Source organism: Chlorobiota bacterium (genome assembly GCA_016700335.1).
GTDB lineage: Bacteria > Bacteroidota > Ignavibacteria > OLB7 > OLB7.
In genome coordinates, this window is the sequence record CP065014.1 from 2,339,303 (window position 1) to 2,356,009 (window position 16,707).

At 29.3% G+C, this 16,707-nt stretch carries 14 protein-coding genes and 1 other RNA gene; 9 read left to right on the top strand and 6 right to left on the bottom strand.

Features of this window, described 5'->3' with window-relative positions:
- Positions 1-75: 75 nt before the first annotated feature.
- From IPP08_09565 to serS, 3 genes are all read right to left on the bottom strand, one after another.
- Positions 76-912: a DUF3108 domain-containing protein gene (locus tag IPP08_09565; protein QQS66010.1), complete on the bottom strand. Its 837-nt coding sequence runs from the start codon at positions 910-912 to the stop codon at positions 76-78.
- 206 nt (positions 913-1,118) lie between these two features.
- Positions 1,119-1,898, bottom strand: coding sequence for a nucleoside triphosphate pyrophosphohydrolase (mazG, locus tag IPP08_09570; protein QQS66011.1), 780 nt, complete (start codon positions 1,896-1,898; stop codon positions 1,119-1,121).
- A gap of 65 nt (positions 1,899-1,963) precedes the next feature.
- Positions 1,964-3,232 carry a serine--tRNA ligase gene (serS, locus tag IPP08_09575; protein QQS66012.1) on the bottom strand — a complete coding sequence of 423 codons (1,269 nt, stop codon included), beginning with the start codon at positions 3,230-3,232 and terminating at the stop codon, positions 1,964-1,966.
- Between the two features lie 36 nt (positions 3,233-3,268).
- On the opposite strand from serS, the gene IPP08_09580 reads away from it, so the two are divergent.
- From IPP08_09580 to IPP08_09590, 3 genes are all read left to right on the top strand, one after another.
- A complete protein-coding gene (locus IPP08_09580; GenBank protein QQS66013.1) occupies positions 3,269-3,484 on the top strand; it encodes a hypothetical protein in 216 nt (71 codons plus the stop codon).
- A 214-nt stretch (positions 3,485-3,698) separates the two neighbouring features.
- Positions 3,699-4,349, top strand: coding sequence for a hypothetical protein (locus IPP08_09585; GenBank protein QQS66014.1), 651 nt, complete (start codon positions 3,699-3,701; stop codon positions 4,347-4,349).
- Between the two features lie 60 nt (positions 4,350-4,409).
- Positions 4,410-6,620 carry a T9SS type A sorting domain-containing protein gene (locus IPP08_09590; GenBank protein ID QQS66015.1) on the top strand — a complete coding sequence of 737 codons (2,211 nt, stop codon included), beginning with the start codon at positions 4,410-4,412 and terminating at the stop codon, positions 6,618-6,620.
- A 22-nt stretch (positions 6,621-6,642) separates the two neighbouring features.
- Here IPP08_09590 and rnpB read toward each other — a convergent pair.
- The 3 genes from rnpB to IPP08_09605 form a co-directional block, all read right to left on the bottom strand.
- An RNA gene (rnpB, locus tag IPP08_09595) (RNase P RNA component class A) lies at positions 6,643-7,093 on the bottom strand.
- Positions 7,094-7,257: 164 nt separating this feature from the next.
- Positions 7,258-7,719: a hypothetical protein gene (locus tag IPP08_09600; GenBank protein QQS66016.1), complete on the bottom strand. Its 462-nt coding sequence runs from the start codon at positions 7,717-7,719 to the stop codon at positions 7,258-7,260.
- 76 nt (positions 7,720-7,795) lie between these two features.
- Positions 7,796-8,473 (bottom strand): RNA polymerase sigma factor, encoded by a 678-nt coding sequence (locus tag IPP08_09605; protein ID QQS66017.1) that lies wholly within the window; start codon positions 8,471-8,473, stop codon positions 7,796-7,798.
- 289 nt (positions 8,474-8,762) lie between these two features.
- Between IPP08_09605 and IPP08_09610 the strand changes: the two genes are divergently transcribed.
- The 6 genes from IPP08_09610 (at position 8,763) to IPP08_09635 (ending at position 16,630) form a co-directional block, all read left to right on the top strand.
- The gene (locus IPP08_09610) at positions 8,763-9,416 is read left to right on the top strand and encodes a hypothetical protein (GenBank protein ID QQS66018.1); all 654 of its coding nucleotides are present in this window, start codon (positions 8,763-8,765) and stop codon (positions 9,414-9,416) included.
- Positions 9,417-9,513: 97 nt separating this feature from the next.
- On the top strand, positions 9,514-10,773 hold the full coding sequence (locus IPP08_09615; protein QQS66019.1) for a rod shape-determining protein RodA: 1,260 nt from the start codon (positions 9,514-9,516) through the stop codon (positions 10,771-10,773).
- A 129-nt stretch (positions 10,774-10,902) separates the two neighbouring features.
- Positions 10,903-12,021, top strand: coding sequence for a hypothetical protein (locus IPP08_09620; protein ID QQS66020.1), 1,119 nt, complete (start codon positions 10,903-10,905; stop codon positions 12,019-12,021).
- A complete protein-coding gene (locus IPP08_09625) occupies positions 11,990-12,295 on the top strand; it encodes a hypothetical protein (GenBank protein QQS66021.1) in 306 nt (101 codons plus the stop codon). Before IPP08_09620 ends, IPP08_09625 begins: the two co-directional genes overlap by 32 nt.
- A gap of 69 nt (positions 12,296-12,364) precedes the next feature.
- A complete protein-coding gene (gene hemW, locus IPP08_09630) occupies positions 12,365-13,543 on the top strand; it encodes a radical SAM family heme chaperone HemW (protein ID QQS66022.1) in 1,179 nt (392 codons plus the stop codon).
- A 105-nt stretch (positions 13,544-13,648) separates the two neighbouring features.
- A complete protein-coding gene (locus tag IPP08_09635; GenBank protein ID QQS66023.1) occupies positions 13,649-16,630 on the top strand; it encodes a DUF2723 domain-containing protein in 2,982 nt (993 codons plus the stop codon).
- Positions 16,631-16,707: the final 77 nt, after the last annotated feature.

The following is a 16,707-nucleotide window of genomic DNA, read 5'->3' on the forward strand; positions in this document are numbered from 1 at the left end:
TGAAAAATTCTAAAATCAATTTTTATAAATCAAGAATCTAATTAAAATAAAATTAGAAATAAATGTAAATAAAAATTATCTTTTAGAACTAATTTTACCTCGAACTCCACTATATGAAGTTAAAGAGCCATCAATAGAACCTATAATAACTTTAGTACTTACTTTAACAGGCATTTTAGCTTCATCTGCAGTCAAATAAATTAGTATTTTTCCATCAGCTTTAAAGAGCCCACCTTCAACAACCATAGGTTCAATTACATAGCATTCAAATTTCCCAGCTGGTACATCAACAATTTCTGTTCCTAGCATTCTCACTTTCAAATCATAATGTTGCTTCCCAAAAAAGTTATACAACATAAAGCTCTGACCTTTTTTCATTTTTTTTAAATCAATAATTCTAGTGTAGAAAAATGCACTTAATACATCTTGCACATATTGAGGTACAGAAAATGAACCTTCAGTAGTTTTTGCAATTTTGTTTTTGTGATCTAAAATAGCACTAAAATCCCTTGAATAAGATCCTTCTCGAACAGTTTGTTCAAACCTCCATGGGAATATGCCAGAAGTATCAATATATGTTTGATATAAGTCTCGAACTTTAAATAACTTGTCCATTGTAGGATTAGTTCTTGTTTCAAATTTGACATTATAGCAAGGTCTTTTAGCAACAACAGTTGTTTGAGGAGCAATAGAAATAATAGTTTTACCAGCAGTTATAAATTTATAACCTAAATCAAATACTAACTTTTCACCTAAACCAAATGATGTATTCGTTGTAACCCGCATAGGAACTTCATCTGGCTGTGGATTTGCATCTATTTCATTTATTCGACCTAATAGTAAGAATGTTAGGAACAAACCAACTGTAAGTGGTATGAAATAGTTCACAATATATCTTTGATATTTTTTCATAATTTTATTTTTTGAAATAAGAATTTTTATCTCAAATTAATGACACTAAAAAATAGTTTTGAGTTTATTCACTAATTTAAATTTGGTTTATAAAATTAATTATTCTATATTTTTAATTTAAGCGATTAGAAAAAAAGTAATATTAATACTAATTTTTTTAATTCAAAAATTATCAAGTTATAAATTAACTTTTATGAAATTGAAAGTTATACTTGATGAAATTTATTTTTAGCTTCATTCCATAAATTATCCATTTCTTCTAATGAGCTTTCAGAAATTGATTTACCTTGTTGTTTAATTTTATCTTCAATATACTTAAACCTACTTATAAACTTATTTGTTGTTTTGTGTAATGCCTCTTCTGGTAATATATTTAGAAACCTAGAATAATTTACTAATGAAAACAGCAAATCACCAAATTCATTTTTAGTTTTTTCAAAATCATTATTGTTTAGTTCAACTTCAAATTCATTTAATTCTTCCTTTACTTTTTTCCAAACATCTTTTTTATTCTCCCAATCAAATCCAACCTTTGATGCTTTTTCTTGAACCCGCTCTGCTCTTTGTAAAGCAGGCATTGTTAATGGCATTCCATCAAAAATTGAATTTCGCCCTTCCTTCATTTTAAGCTGTTCCCAATTTGCTTTTACTTCATTGGAATCCTTTACAACTTTATCTCCAAATACATGAGGATGCCTTTGAACAAGTTTTGAAGAAATAAATTTTACAACATCATTAAATGTAAATGACTTCCTCTGCTCAGCAATCATAGAATGCATTAACACGTGAAGTAAAATATCCCCAAGTTCTTTTTTAAGCTCTAAATCATTTTCACAATCAATTGCTTCTTTAACTTCGTATGCTTCCTCAATCAATAAATGAGAAATAGATTTGTGAGTTTGTTCACGATCCCATGGGCATTCTGATCTTAATATTTTTACTATATTTACTAAATCCTCAAATGTATCTTGACGAGGTATTTCCATTTTCTAAATACTTTTTTATTAATAAAATATCTATATAAATAAGATTGGAGTAAAATAAATCGAATTTATTTTTTAACAATTTTATCTCTACCACCCATATATGGTCTTAGAACTTCAGGAATAATAATAGTTCCATCCTCAAGTTGAAAATTTTCAATAATTCCTAAAATTGCTCTTGAAACTGCAATAGCTGTTCCATTTAAAGTATGTACAAATTGTAAATCATTATTTTCATCCCTATATTTTATATTCAATCTTCTTGATTGGTAATCAGTACAATTAGAAGTTGAAGTTACTTCTCCAAAATCCCCTCTTGATGGCATCCAAGCTTCAATGTCATATTTTCTATAAGCAGGAGAACCTAAATCTCCAGTAGGAATATCTACTACTCTAAAATATAAACCGAGTTCTGAAAATATTTCTTTTTCAATTTCCTTTAACTCTAAATGTGTTTGTTCACTCTCATTTTGATTTGTAAATGCAAACATTTCAACTTTACTAAATTGATGAACTCTATACAGACCACGAGATTCAGCTCCACTAGCTCCTGCCTCGGTTCTAAAGCAATGGCTAAACCCAACATATTTAATTGGCAAATCCTCTTTTCTTAAAATTTTATCCCTTAACATTCCGCCTAGAGTAATTTCTGATGTACCAATCAAACATAAATCTGTATCTGCAACAGAATATACTTGAGTCTCATCTCCACGAGGGTTAAAGCCAATTGCTTCAAGTATATTTACTCTTGCTAAATCAGGGGTTATTACAGGAGTAAACCCTTTTGAAACTAATTTGTTCATAGCATAATTTACCAATGCAAGCTCAAGCATTGCTCCATCATTTAACAGATAATAAAATTTTTGACCAGAAACTTCAGCAGCACTTTCAAAATCAAAAAGTTTCAACTCATTACCCAATGTTAAATGATCTTTTGGTTCAAAAGAAAATTCTGGTTTGATACCGATAACTTCTAAAGTTTTGCCTTCACCCTCAAGCCCAATTGGAACTTCTGGATGAGTCATATTTGGTATTGATCTAACTAACTGAAAAAGTTCATCATTCAACTGTTTTTCTTCAATCTCAAGTTTTGAAATTTCATCTTTTATTAATCTGCCTCTTTCAATTAATTTTCTTCTTTCATCTTCAGTTAACTTCTCTTTCATTTTTTGAGATGCCTCATTCCTTTCAGCTCTTAATGCCTCTATATTCTTTAATGATGAATTTCTTTTTGAATAAATTTCAGGAACCAAAAGAGCGTTCGCTTTCATTCCTCTGTTATTAATATTCTCTTGAACTAACTGAACGTTATCCCTTATAAACTTTATATCTAACACAATGTTATTTGTAATTTATTATTGGTTGTATGTAAATTGAAATGCAAAAGTAATAAATGTGAAACTTTCTTAAACAAAGAAGTTGATGTCAAACTTTTAAACTCTATTTCTGAGGTTGTTTTTTCTGGTAAATTTATTAATTCATCTGATGGTTTTTATATTAATGTTTCTAACATTCCTAATGGATTTTATAATGTTGTTATTAAGGTTGGTGATAAAAGAAGCTTTCAAAAATTAATTGTTGAGCATTAAGTTTTTTTTATTTTTTAATAGAATAATTTTGTTTTTCATACAATTGTTTTTGTTAAGTTTGATATGTAATTAGTTTTGTTTAATTAAACCTATTTAAAGAATAAGATATTTAAACAATAAAATTGTAAAAAGAGTAATTAAAATTTATTACAGATAAATTTATTTTGGAGGAAGAGAATTCATTCTCACTTTAACTCATATTTTATTTCACATTATGTTTAAGCCTAATTCAATTGCCGTTATTGCGTCGCAGACAGCAGACAGCAGACAGCAGACAGCAGACAGCAGACAGCTTTTTGCAAAATCATTTGCTTTAATCTTTTTTAGCATTATGATGCTTTCTTTCAATTCTTTTTATTCTAGTTCTCTTTGGGCTCAAGCTGCTCCTTGTAATTGTCCCCTTGGTTGGGGTTCTGTTACTTTACTTTTCCCTATTACTTGTGCTAATGTTGAAGTCAATGTTTGTTGTTCTCCGCCTGGCACTTTTCCTCCCCAAGCTTATATTTGCAATGTTACTGCTCCTTTGGGCGTTTGTAATCCGCCTACTCCTTCAATGTTCCAAGAAATTGCTGATGCTATTGTTGATAGAAATCCTTGTGGGTTTCCTTGTAATAATATCCCTTCAGACTTTATTGTTACTGGACCTTGTAGAGCTAAAGTTTCAATCCAAAATATTAATGGAGTTTTAAGAAATGTTATTGATTGGGCGGCTGATTCATGTTCTGTTGAGCCTTGTTATCATACTTATAAAGTAACATGTGATGATTTTGGGCATATCACTAAATCTAAAACTGGACCTGCACATTCCTCCTGTGATAGAATTCCTACATCCCCTGGTCCTGATTGTTATAATGTTTGTAACTAACATTTTTGCCCAACTTGAAATTATTTTTTCAAGTTGGGTTTAATTTTTAACTCTAAACTTATGTGTAAATTTTATATTGTTTTTCTATTAATATTTTTATCGTTTCAAAACCTTAAGTCTCAACAATTTTGGTCTAAAACTTACAGTACATATTCAAGTTGTACTATTTCTAATGATAATACATATTATATTGTTGGTGATTTTGGTTTTATTATACGTTCAGTGGATTATGGTACTAATTGGAATCTGTTAAATTCTTCTACTTCATTGAATTTAAATTCTATTATTTCTTTTTCAAATAATTCTTTGTTTGTTGTTGGTGATCTCGGTATTATACTTTCTTCCATTGATAAAGGAAATAGTTGGAAAAATATTCCTATTAACTACAAAAATAACTTAACTTCTGTTTGTTCTTTTGATTCATTAAACATTCTAATTGTTGGTGATAGTGGATTGATTTTAAAATCAATAGATGGCGGAATTCACTTTGATAAAGTTAATTCCAATTCAAATAGTAAATTGTTCAAAATTGTAAAATCTAGTAACCATTCAGCAACAATTATTGGCGATAGTGGTACTATTCTTTACACCTCTAACAAAGGTATTTCATGGGAATCTAAGTTTAATTATTTATCTGAATATTTATTTGATATAGATTTTTTTAATGAGCAAATTGGGTCTATTTCTAGTTATCGAGGACTTTTAAGAACTAATGATAGTGGTAAAAGTTGGTACAATTTAACTCAATCCAATAGTTCATTTTATACAATAAGGCATATTACTAGTGATTCATTAATTAAATTTGATAATTTTCTAAAAATTTCAAATGATTCTGGGAAGAATTGGAAAAAAACTAATGATGTGGTTAATTTAGATCAATCAATTTATATTACTTCAACTTCAATAAATGATAATAATTGTCTAATGGTTGGAGCTCTTATTCTAGTATCTTATGATAAATTTAAATCAAATATTGCTATTTCAAAACTACAAGGCAATGGTATTAATGATTTAATAGCTTTTGATGATACTAGTTTGTTTATAGGTCGTGATTTAAATAGCTATGGAGATAGAAGTTTTGATATGGGTTTGACTTGGAAAACTACTAATAGAGGGTTTTTTTCTGTTGATAAATTTATTCAAATCTCTCAAGATTCTGCTTTTGCAGTAAACTATAGTCATGGGATTTTCAAACCTTATGATTTAAGAATTACGGGTGACAGAGGAAATACTTGGGTTGCAAATGAAACTAATGTTAATCTTCCAACTAATGACAAAAATTCTTACTCAACTTTTAAAAATCTTTCTTTTGTTAATAAGGTTTCTGGTATTCTTGCAATTGAGATTAGAGGGGACAATTATGGTTATTTACTATATACACGAGATGGTTGTTTGAACTGGGATACTGCTCATGTTGATAACAACCCTAATAGAGGTTATTGGGGTCTTCTTTTAGTTAATGAAAAGTTAGGCTTTGCTTCTTCTCTTGATTTAATTAAAAATATTGATTCTTCTTTTACTACTACTAACAGAATTTACAAAACTATTGATGGGGGGATGAATTGGGTTACTATCAAGCAATTTGTTTCAGATTTTAATGATTCTGTTCATTTTAAAAATTTCTTCTTTAAAGATTCTTTAGATGGCTTTGCTGTCGGGCAGAATGCCAAACTTGGTGCTGTTCTTCATCATACTACTAATGGTGGTATTGATTGGATTACTACGCAATTTAAAGGTGTTAATTCTTTAAATAATGTTAAGTTCTTTAATAATAATATCGGTTTTTTATTAGGTTCTCAAGGCAATTTATTTTCTACTTCTGATGGTGGTATAAACTGGGTTAAGGAGAAACTCTGGTATGAAGATTTAGTCGATTCTTCTTTTAACTTAGAAGATATTTACATTATGCCTAACAGGAAAACTTTGTTCTTGAAAATGAGAATTGGAGATCGTGCACGCATTTTCAGAAAAACATTAACAAATCAAATTCCAATTAGTTCTGTTAACGAGCATAAATCTTTCAATATAATTTCTGATATTTCTCCTAATCCTACTAATGATTTTGTTAATATTAAATGTGAATCTTTCTTAAACAAAGAAGTTGATGTCAAACTTTTAAACTCTATTTCTGAGGTTGTTTTTTCTGGTAAATTTATTAATTCATCTGATGGTTTTTATATTAATGTTTCTAACATTCCTAATGGATTTTATAATGTTGTTATTAAGGCTGGTGATAAAAGAAGCTTTCAAAAATTAATTGTTGAGCATTAAATAAATCATTCATAAAAAAACTCCCCGAAGCGCATCTATACGCCGAATTCTGTCTTCATTAATTTCTTAATGGAGGCAGTCATTTATCTTGACTGATAATTGCTTATCAAGTTCTTTGCCGCCTACCCGAATCCGTTTCAATTAATTTAAAAAGAGAAAGAAACGAAACTCTTTAAGCTATTTAGCTTTCTCAGATTCTGCATGGCGTTGCTCGGTATGGGGTTTGCACTGCCACAAATGATTACTCATTGTGCGGTGAGCTCTTACCTCACCATTTCACCCTTATCTCAATAAAATTATTTTATCAAGACGGTATATTTTCTGTTGCACTTTCCGTCACCTCTAAAATAATTTTGCAATTATAAATTGAATGCCCGGCTGTTAGCCGGCATACATTTCTTTTGATATCGAGTTCGGACGTTCCTCCGTAAGTTGTATAAATACAACTCTCCGGCGACTGCCCAATGCACTCCGGTTTGTTTGATTTATGTAATATAAAAAAGAAACTGCAATCTCTGATAATAAAATATCTGTGATTGCAGTTTAAGTTTAATTACAATTTTAAAATTAATGACTATAATAAATAAAATATAATAAAAAATTAAAGTACTTAAAAAGATAGTATAAATTAAATAAATTATTTTTTACTTGGTCCTCCTGTTGAAACTTCTGGTTCAGTTAAATTTTCATGTTTAACTTTTTCATCAATAGGTTGAATATGCTCTGGTGTTTCAAAATAAGGGACTATATTTTCAGTGTTTTGCATATCAGGTTTAGGTAAAAATTTCTTAACATACTTAAATCTTTTCTGAGATTTTTTTTCCTGAATGGAAGAAACCACAATTACTTCATTTGGAGTTTTGATATCTGATGACATTAACTTCCAACCAGTAAATGAGCTAATTAAAACTAATCCAGATATTGCAGAAACAAGCCATTTGTTATTGCCTTTAGATTTTAGATCTATTGCTGAATTAACAGAATTAAAAATTCTTTCATTCAATCCTGAAGGTAATTGTTTTGATTGAAGACTTGATAAAGAAGTCTTAATTAAATCCCAATTTTCAGGAGCATCGCTATTAAACTTATTATTTATCATTTAAAAAAATATATATAATTAATTTTAAATAAAACTTAGAAACAAAATCTATAAAATTCTAATTTACCTTTAATAATTACTCTTCGTAACCAAATTTAATGAGTGCTTTTTTGAAAGCTTCCCTTGCATCATGAACTCTTTTACGAATAGTTCCTTGAGGAATTTTCCAACCTAAAATTTCTGCAATTTCATCATTCTCAAAACCTTCAACATCTCTTAAAACAACAATTTCTCGCTGATGATCTGGAATTTTATTAAGTGCTTTTTCTACAATTGGAGCAGTTAATTTTCCATCAGCAAATACATCTGGAGAAACAAATGTATTTTGTTCAAAATCTAAGTCTTCTAGCATATCATTACTCTGATCTTTTTGCGTTAAAGACCTCATAATACTCCTAACATTTCTTCTCCTTATTTCACTTAATGCTTTTCTTCTAGCAATAGTGAAAAGATAAGTTGAGAATTTATAAGTTAACATATAATCGAATCTATGCTCATACACCCGAATCCAAGTCTCCTGAATAATATCCTCAACTGTTACTGTATCTCGAATAATTCTATAAATAAAGCTATACAAACGAGAATTGTATAATTCCATAAGCCTCGCTAATGCTTTGCGATCTCCTGACTGCAAAGCTGACATATACCTATTCCCTATATCTGTAATATTTGTAGGAGTAACATACCCTACATTATTTTCAGTGGTAAAACCATCTGAATTGAATTTATTCTCCGTAGTTTTTACTTCGGGCATCTTCAAAAAATTAAATATAGAATACTGAATCTAAAGTTTCAGAGATGCAATGAGTTCCACACTCTATAAATATAAACGTTACAAACAAAATTTTTAATTAATTGTAACAAAAAGAATCTATCTTTTTTTCAAAATTTAATTGCATTGTATCTAATTTAAAAATTTGCAATTTTCTAGTTTAGATTGAAAAAACAAAATCACTTTTAAATCACTAATTCTAATAACTGATATTTACTTATCTTAGCACTCTTTTTTGTAATGCAAATTTAACTAACAAAAAGTAAATTTTATGTTTGAATATTTGAGCAATCATCCATTTCTATTGATAATTCTTTTTTTTGTGTTAAGAATAATTTTTTCTAAGAATAAAAACAATGAGAAAATTCAGAAGAACGAAAATCAAAATTTAAAATTGGATGTTAATGATTTTAAAAAATCAGATTTAACAGATATTAAAAGTAAATCAATTTCGCTTCAAGAGTTGTTAAATCAAAGTTATGCTAAGTTAGATATAAACACAAAATCTGAAAACAAACTAACAAAAATTAAAGCCCCTTCCAATTATGATTTTAAATCTGTTAGTACTAAGGATTTAAAATTTGAATCAGTTATGGATTATGATACACAAGCAATTGATTATGATGTATCTGCCAATGACTATGATGTTACAGGAATTGATTTTGATACTAATAATCAAAATTCTTTTAAATTTAAAAATCCAATTGATGAGCCAGACTCAATAGCTTATCATGAATCTGATTATGGTTTCCATCAAACAAGTGGTTTTTCTGATTCCGATAAAAAAAACTTTGCTGATGAAATGAAAGATTATAATAATAAGACTGAAATTGCAAATGATTTGAACTGGATTTATACTAACGAAGGTATTTATAGAGCTATTATTATGAATGAAATTTTAGGCAAACCTAAATTCATTTCTTAACTTGTATGTATAAAATTAATTGACCTTTAACTCAATTTTGAATGATTGTTAGTGACTGAAAATTGGAACTAACTCTTTTATTACCACTACATTACAGATGTCTTTTACTGATGATATATTAAGAGGTAATCAAAGTTCTATAGGTTTTGATGCTAAAACTTTTTTTATTACAATTGTGTTAATTACAATTGGTTTGGTTTCAATTTATAGCGCAACTTATGAACCTGGTGGATCCCATATATTTTATTCCCAACTTACTTTTGCATTTGCTGGCATTGTTTTAATGTTAGTTATTGCTTATTTGCCAGAAGGTGTTTTACAATTTTTTGCTTACCCTTTGTATGGTTTAGGTTTGATTTTATTATCTGCAGTAATATTTTTTGGGACAATAAGAAATGGGGCTCGAGGATGGTTTGTTTTTGGACCATTATCTTTTCAACCAGCGGAGATTGTGAAATTCTTTATATTGATTTCGGCCTCAAGAATTGTGGGTCTTGAAGCAAGAAGCCTAAAAAATTGGAGAGATATGGGTTTGCTTTTATTAATTTTTTTAATACCAATTGGTCTAATTTTACTTGAACCAGATTTTGGCTCGGCTTCAGTTTATATGGTAATGATGATTGGTATTGGATTATGGGCTGGTGCAGATTTGTTTCTATTGTTTACATTAGTAGCACCATTAGCTGTAGCTATTTGTGCACTCATAGGGAATAATGAAATGTATATTTGTTTAGGTGTAATTTTAGTTATTATGGTTGCATTTAGAAGATCAATTTGGGTCACAGTAACAGGTTTTTTAATTTCAATTTCATCAGGATTTTCTACTGGTTATATTTACCAAAACATTCTTCTACTTCATCAACAGAACAGAATTAAAACTTTTCTAAATCCAAATTTAGATCCTAAAGGTGCTGGTTATCATGTGCTTCAATCTTTGTTAGCTGTTGGATCTGGAGGACTGACTGGAAAAGGATTTTTGAAAGGTACTCAAACTCAGTTAAGATATATTCCCGAACAATGGACTGATTTTATTTTTTGTGTTCCTACTGAAGAGTTTGGCTTAATTGGTGGTGTTGCAGTATTATTATTGTTAGGGACTTTAATTTATTTTGCTATTAATACTGCTCGTAATTTAAGGAATAGATTTGCTTCAACAATTTGCGTTGGTATAGCAACAATTTTTTTGTATCACACTTGCATTAATATTGGAATGGCAATTGGATTAGTACCTGTTATGGGCATTCCACTCCCTTTTTTATCAAAAGGTGGTTCGTCTTTAATGTTAAATATGTCTATGGTAGGTTTGTTGATGAATTTTTATAGATTAAGAACTGATGTTAGAAAAATAGATTTATAGATTTATAGATTTATAGTTTTAAATTTTAAATTTTATCTAACAACATTCTTTTTTTTTGTAATTCATATTCAAACCATCCCTTTAAAATTCTTTGTATTTTTTTATTAATAATCAGCAATTATATAACATTTGAAACAGAAATTTTCTTTAATAATATTATTACTTTCTATAATTATTTTATTGATTGGATTATCATCTTGTTCAAATCAGAACCAGTCAAACAATAAATTCAAATCAGATTCATTAAATATAATTTCTAGTAATATAATCCCAGTTTCTAACATTAGATTAGCTCTTGGCAAAGTAGAGTTAAAAGATAGTGTTGAGGTTCTAAGTGAAGGAGTAGTTGATATTGCAATGAAGGAAGTATGCGATTCATTAATAAATGTAAAATATTTTAATTTGTTACAAAGAGATTCAATTGCGAAAAATATTAATGGATCAATCAACAAATCAGGTGGAATTGAACTATCAAAACTTGCTAAAGAATTAAAATTAGGTGGAATAGTATTTGTTAAAATTACAAGATTTTCTTCTGTGTTAGCAACTGAGTTGAAAATTGTCAATCCAGAAGATGGTTCCCTAATTTACAGGAATTTAGATTTCTCTTTTATTCGATTTAGAGATTCAATAGGTGTTAAATTTTTGGGTCCAACTTTAGTTGAAAGTCTTAGAAAAGCTATGAGCAAATTCTTAAAACTACCTAATAATAGGAACAAACCAATTGCAACAGAACCAATAGTTATAACAAGTTTCGAGATTCAAAGGGATTCATTGATAAAAATTATTTCAATCAATAGAGAAGAGCTGAGCATTAATATTGTAAAAGCTATTGGGGAGTACGGAAGAAGATTTTATCAATCATTAATGATTTTTGATTATGTGTCTAGGAATCAAATTTATAAAATGATGAATTCTCCATTAGTTCAAGATTATGAAGCCCCATCCAATTTTGAAAGAACAGCATTATTTTCTTTAGGAATTGATAGATATATTGTTGGAGGAATTAAGCCAATATCTAAAGATTCACTTGAAATTAAATTTGGACTTTATAAAATTATGTCATTTAATAAAGACACTTTGTTTAATTCAGTGAAATTGAATTTTCCAATAAATAAATTTGAAAATCTTAGCTATGAAAAAGAGTTGATTTCAGCTTCTATTGATGTAATTACTTTACTATATGAAAAAGAAAATTTAAATATTATTTCAAACTATGAACAACAAAGAAAACAATATCAACATTGAGTTAGATATAGAAACAGATTCTATATCTGTAATGGTTTGCAAAGGTTCAACAGGACAAATTATTAAAGCATATATTAACTTATCAGATTATGTACAGCATGGGATTTATACTATTGCAGATCAAATAGGGTATGATACAGATGATGCTGAAAAAATTGGTCTGTTCAATATGACTAAAGATTTTGAATATAATATGGAAGAGAAGTTTTCAGATAGAAATACTTCTGATAGTGATTTACTTTTTATGATTAATGGAGGTGCTTGCCATAAATAAAAAATCTACTTTGAAATTTTATTTATTTATTTGATGTTAAAAAAATTCTTCCATTTTTATTTATAAAAAATGTCTGGGTTATATATTCATATACCATTTTGTGAACATAAATGTATTTATTGTAACTTCTATTCAATAGAAAATCTTGACACAAAAAATCGTTTTTTAAATGCTTTGCATACTGAAATAGATTTGAGGTATGAATCATTAATAGGAAACGAATTTGCTCCTAAAAAATATGATACAATTTTTTTTGGTGGAGGTACTCCTTCTTTGTTAACACCACTTGAAATAGGTAAAATAATATATCATTTAAAGGAAAAATTTCTTGTTGATGAATTAGCTGAGATAACAATTGAGTGTAATCCTGGAACTTTAAATGAAAGTTATCTAAATGGATATAAAGATGCAGGGATTAATAGGTTAAGTTTTGGTGTCCAGTCATTTGATGATGAAGAGCTTAAATTTCTTACAAGAATTCATTCAGCTCAACAAGCAAGAGATGCAATTACATCTGCTAAAAAAGTATTTGATAATATCTCATTAGATCTAATATTTGCATTACCAAATCAATCATTAAAAAAATGGAAAGAAAATTTGGAAGAAGGTGTAACTCTTGGAACAAAACACATTTCTGCTTATTCATTGATTTTTGAAGAAGGTACTCCACTAAATGCAATGAAATTGAATAAATCTGTTTTTCCATTAGACGAAGACACTGATGCTGATATGTATTCATGCACAATGGAAACTCTTAACAAATATGGTTTTGAACAATACGAAGTAAGCAATTACTCAAAACCAGGATATCATAGTAAACATAATTTAAAGTATTGGTTAAGAGAATCTTATATATCGTTTGGACCAAGTGCACACAGTTTTTTGAGAGGAAATAATTCTGGAGGAAAAAGATGGGCGAATTATTCTAATCAAACAATTTATCTTAATGAGCTTGAAGAACAATATAGGCTACCAGTAGCAAGCAATGAATTGTTATCTTCGCAGAATATTTTTGAAGAATTTGTTATGCTTTCTTTAAGAAGCGTCGGAATAAACCTTAAGGAATTTTATTCTTTAACAAATTCTGAGTTAAAAGATATTGCACCTGATTCACTTAACTTTGTATTGAATAGTAATTATGCAACTCTTACAGATTCATATTTGAAGTTAACTCCACTTGGTTATCATTTTGCAGATAAATTAGCTTTTAAATTAATAAGTGAAATTGAATCAGTTACTCATTTGTAATTTATTTTTTTAAAATATTACTTTTAATATTTTAATTTTTAGAACATAATTTAGTTACATTCAAATAGATTTAATATTCCTATAATCTAATATATTTTAGTTTAAATGAACAACAGCAAACAATTTAACAGAATTTTTGCCGCGATAGCGTTTTTTGCAACGCTCATTACATACGCGCTTACATTACAACCTTCTGTCCCTTTTTGGGATTGTGGTGAGTTTTCAGCAGCCGCTGCTTGGCAACAAGTAGGTCATCCACCTGGTGCACCTTTGTGGTTAATTGTTGCAAAAATATTCCATTTAATTCCAATTGGAGATCCAGGCTGGAGATTAAATATGGTTTCAGCTTTTTCTTCTGCAGTTTGTGCAGCATTAGTTTACTATATTATTGTTATGTCAATAGAACGTTTTCGTAAGTCAACTGCTAACAATTCAGGTCAATTAATATCAGCTGTTTGTGCATTAATAGGAACATTAGCATTTACTTATTGCGATACTCAATGGTTCAACTCTGTTGAATCTGAAGTTTACGCAGGGGGAAATATGTTAATTGCTCTCGGCATATATTTAATGATGAAATGGGATCAGAATGCAAATAATCCTGGTCACGAAAGATACCTATTAGCTATAGCATATGTTTTAGGGTTAGCATTTGGTGTGCATTTGCTTGCATTGTTGATTGTTCCAGCAGTTGCAATGGTAATCTACTTCAAAAAATATGAATTTAGTGTGAAGTCTTTCTTATTATTAATGGGAATTACTGGTCCAGTTTTTTACATTATTATTTATAAACTTCCACTTAGATATATTCCTAAATTAGCTGCATCTAATGGATTAGTAGGAATAATTATTTTAGCAGCTTTAATTGGCGTTTTATGGTGGAGTATTAAAAATAAAAAAGCTCTAATTTCCCTTTCAGTTGGTTGTTTCTTAATGATAATTTTAGGGTTTACTACTTATACTCAGCTATTAGTTCGTTCTAATGCACACCCACCAATGAATGAAAACGAACCTGATACATTCTCAGAATTAGTAAGCTATCTCGGTCGTGAACAATACGGGAACGCTCCAAATTGGCCTCGTAGGTATCAATCTGAACAATATTATAGAAGATATCAAGATGTTTATGGAGAATGGTTTGAACCAACTAGTCAGCAAGATGATGGAACACCAATTTTTGATCAAGTAAATAAATCTGGTGAATTTAACTTCATGTGGACATGGCAAATGAATCATATGTATTGGAGGTATTTTGGTTGGAACTTCATTGGGAGAGTTAGTGATATTCAAGACGCAGGTGTAGCTGTTACAGGAGTAACTCCAGAAGAGAAAAAAGCATTTGTAGATCCAACTGGTTATACTGATGTATTCCCTGTTAGGTTCTTTGCTTTACCACTTCTTATTGGGCTTATAGGACTTTTTTGGCATTTTAAAAGAGATTGGAAAATGGCATTTACTCATCTTACTCTCTTTCTATTTTTAGGAATTATTCCAACTTTACAACAGAATCAACAGCAACCTCAACCAAGGGAAAGAGATTATTTTTATGTTGGATCATTTATGATTTTTTGTATTTGGATTGGTATGGGAGCAGCAGCTTTAGCTACAAAATTTAAAGATGAAGAACAAGAAAAGGAAGATGAACAATCTGGAGTACCAACCAATTCTGGTTTTGCGATTGCTATGATGTCTGTTTGTATGTTAGCCGCTCCAATGAATATGGCTTTCAATGGATGGAAGTTTCACGATCGAAGTAAAAACTGGGTGCCATGGGATTATTCATACAACATTCTTCAGTCCTGTGAAAAAGATGCAATACTTTTTACTAATGGTGATAACGATACATTCCCGTTATGGTACTTACAAGATGTTGCAGGGGTTAGACGAGATGTAAGAGTAGTTAATTTATCTTTAGGTCAAACTCATTGGTATATTTGGCAACTAAAAAATGAAAGACCTTGGCAAGCTAAAAAAGTTGATTTATCATTCAGTGATGATGAATTAACTGTTGATGAAAGAGATCCTAGAGGTCTTCGCCCAGAAAGAGCTGAACCACAACCAATGACCATACCAGTTCCTGGCAACATAATGGATTGGGCTACTGGTGGCTCAAATACTTCTGCTGGAAGTATGCAATTTACTTTAAAAGGTGAAGGTGAAGGTCCTTCTCATTATTTAGGTGTACAGCATAAATTGGTTGGTAATATTATGCAAAACAATAATTGGAAAAGACCTATATATTTCTCAGTTACCGTTGGTCCGGATGCTTGGTGTGGGCTTGATGATTACTTCAGAAGTGAGGGTATGGCTTTCAGAGTAATGCCAGTTAAACAAAAAGGTTCTATTATGAGTGATGAAAGAATTAATTTAGATGTTACTGCTAAGTGTATGTTGAATAATTTGAAAGATGATGAGTTTTACACCGAGCCTCATTATGGTTTTAAGTTTAGAAATCTTACCGATAAATCTGCTATGTTCCTTGAAGATCATAGAAGACTTATGTTGAATTATAGAAGATCTTATTGTAATTTAGCTCAACATTATATTTTAGCTCAGAAGGATAATAAAAAAGGAATTGAGACATTAGATAAACTTGAATCAGTAATTTCTTCTGATATGTTTGATATTCCTTATTACATTACATCAACTATTGCACAACTTTATGATAAAGCTGGAGCAAAAGAAAAAGCAAGTAAGTACGCCAATAAAACAATTTCTTTAATTAATGAACTTGGAGATGATTGGCAAAATGATTATTATGCTCAAGCTTATAATCCAATTGAGATTAAAGCGAATATGTATAATGTACTTGGAGATGAAAAGAAAGCTCTTGAAACTTATCAATCAATTAGTGGAAATTATCCAAACGATCCAAAACTTCGATCTCAAATTGAAGCAATGTCAGTAGATAATTTGTTAAAGAAAAATGATTCAGCTGGAGCTAAAGCAGAACTTCAAAAGATATTAAATAATTATCAAAAAGATACAGCAAATCAAGAAATGATGAATAATGCTGCAGCTTTTAAAAAGAGATTAGAAGAGTTATCAGGAAAAACAAATACTGATACTTCAAAAAAAAATAAATAAATAATTTTTTACAAAATCCCTCTGGTGAATAAATTTCTCTTGAGGGATTTTTTATATTTAAGTATTTATAAATTGCA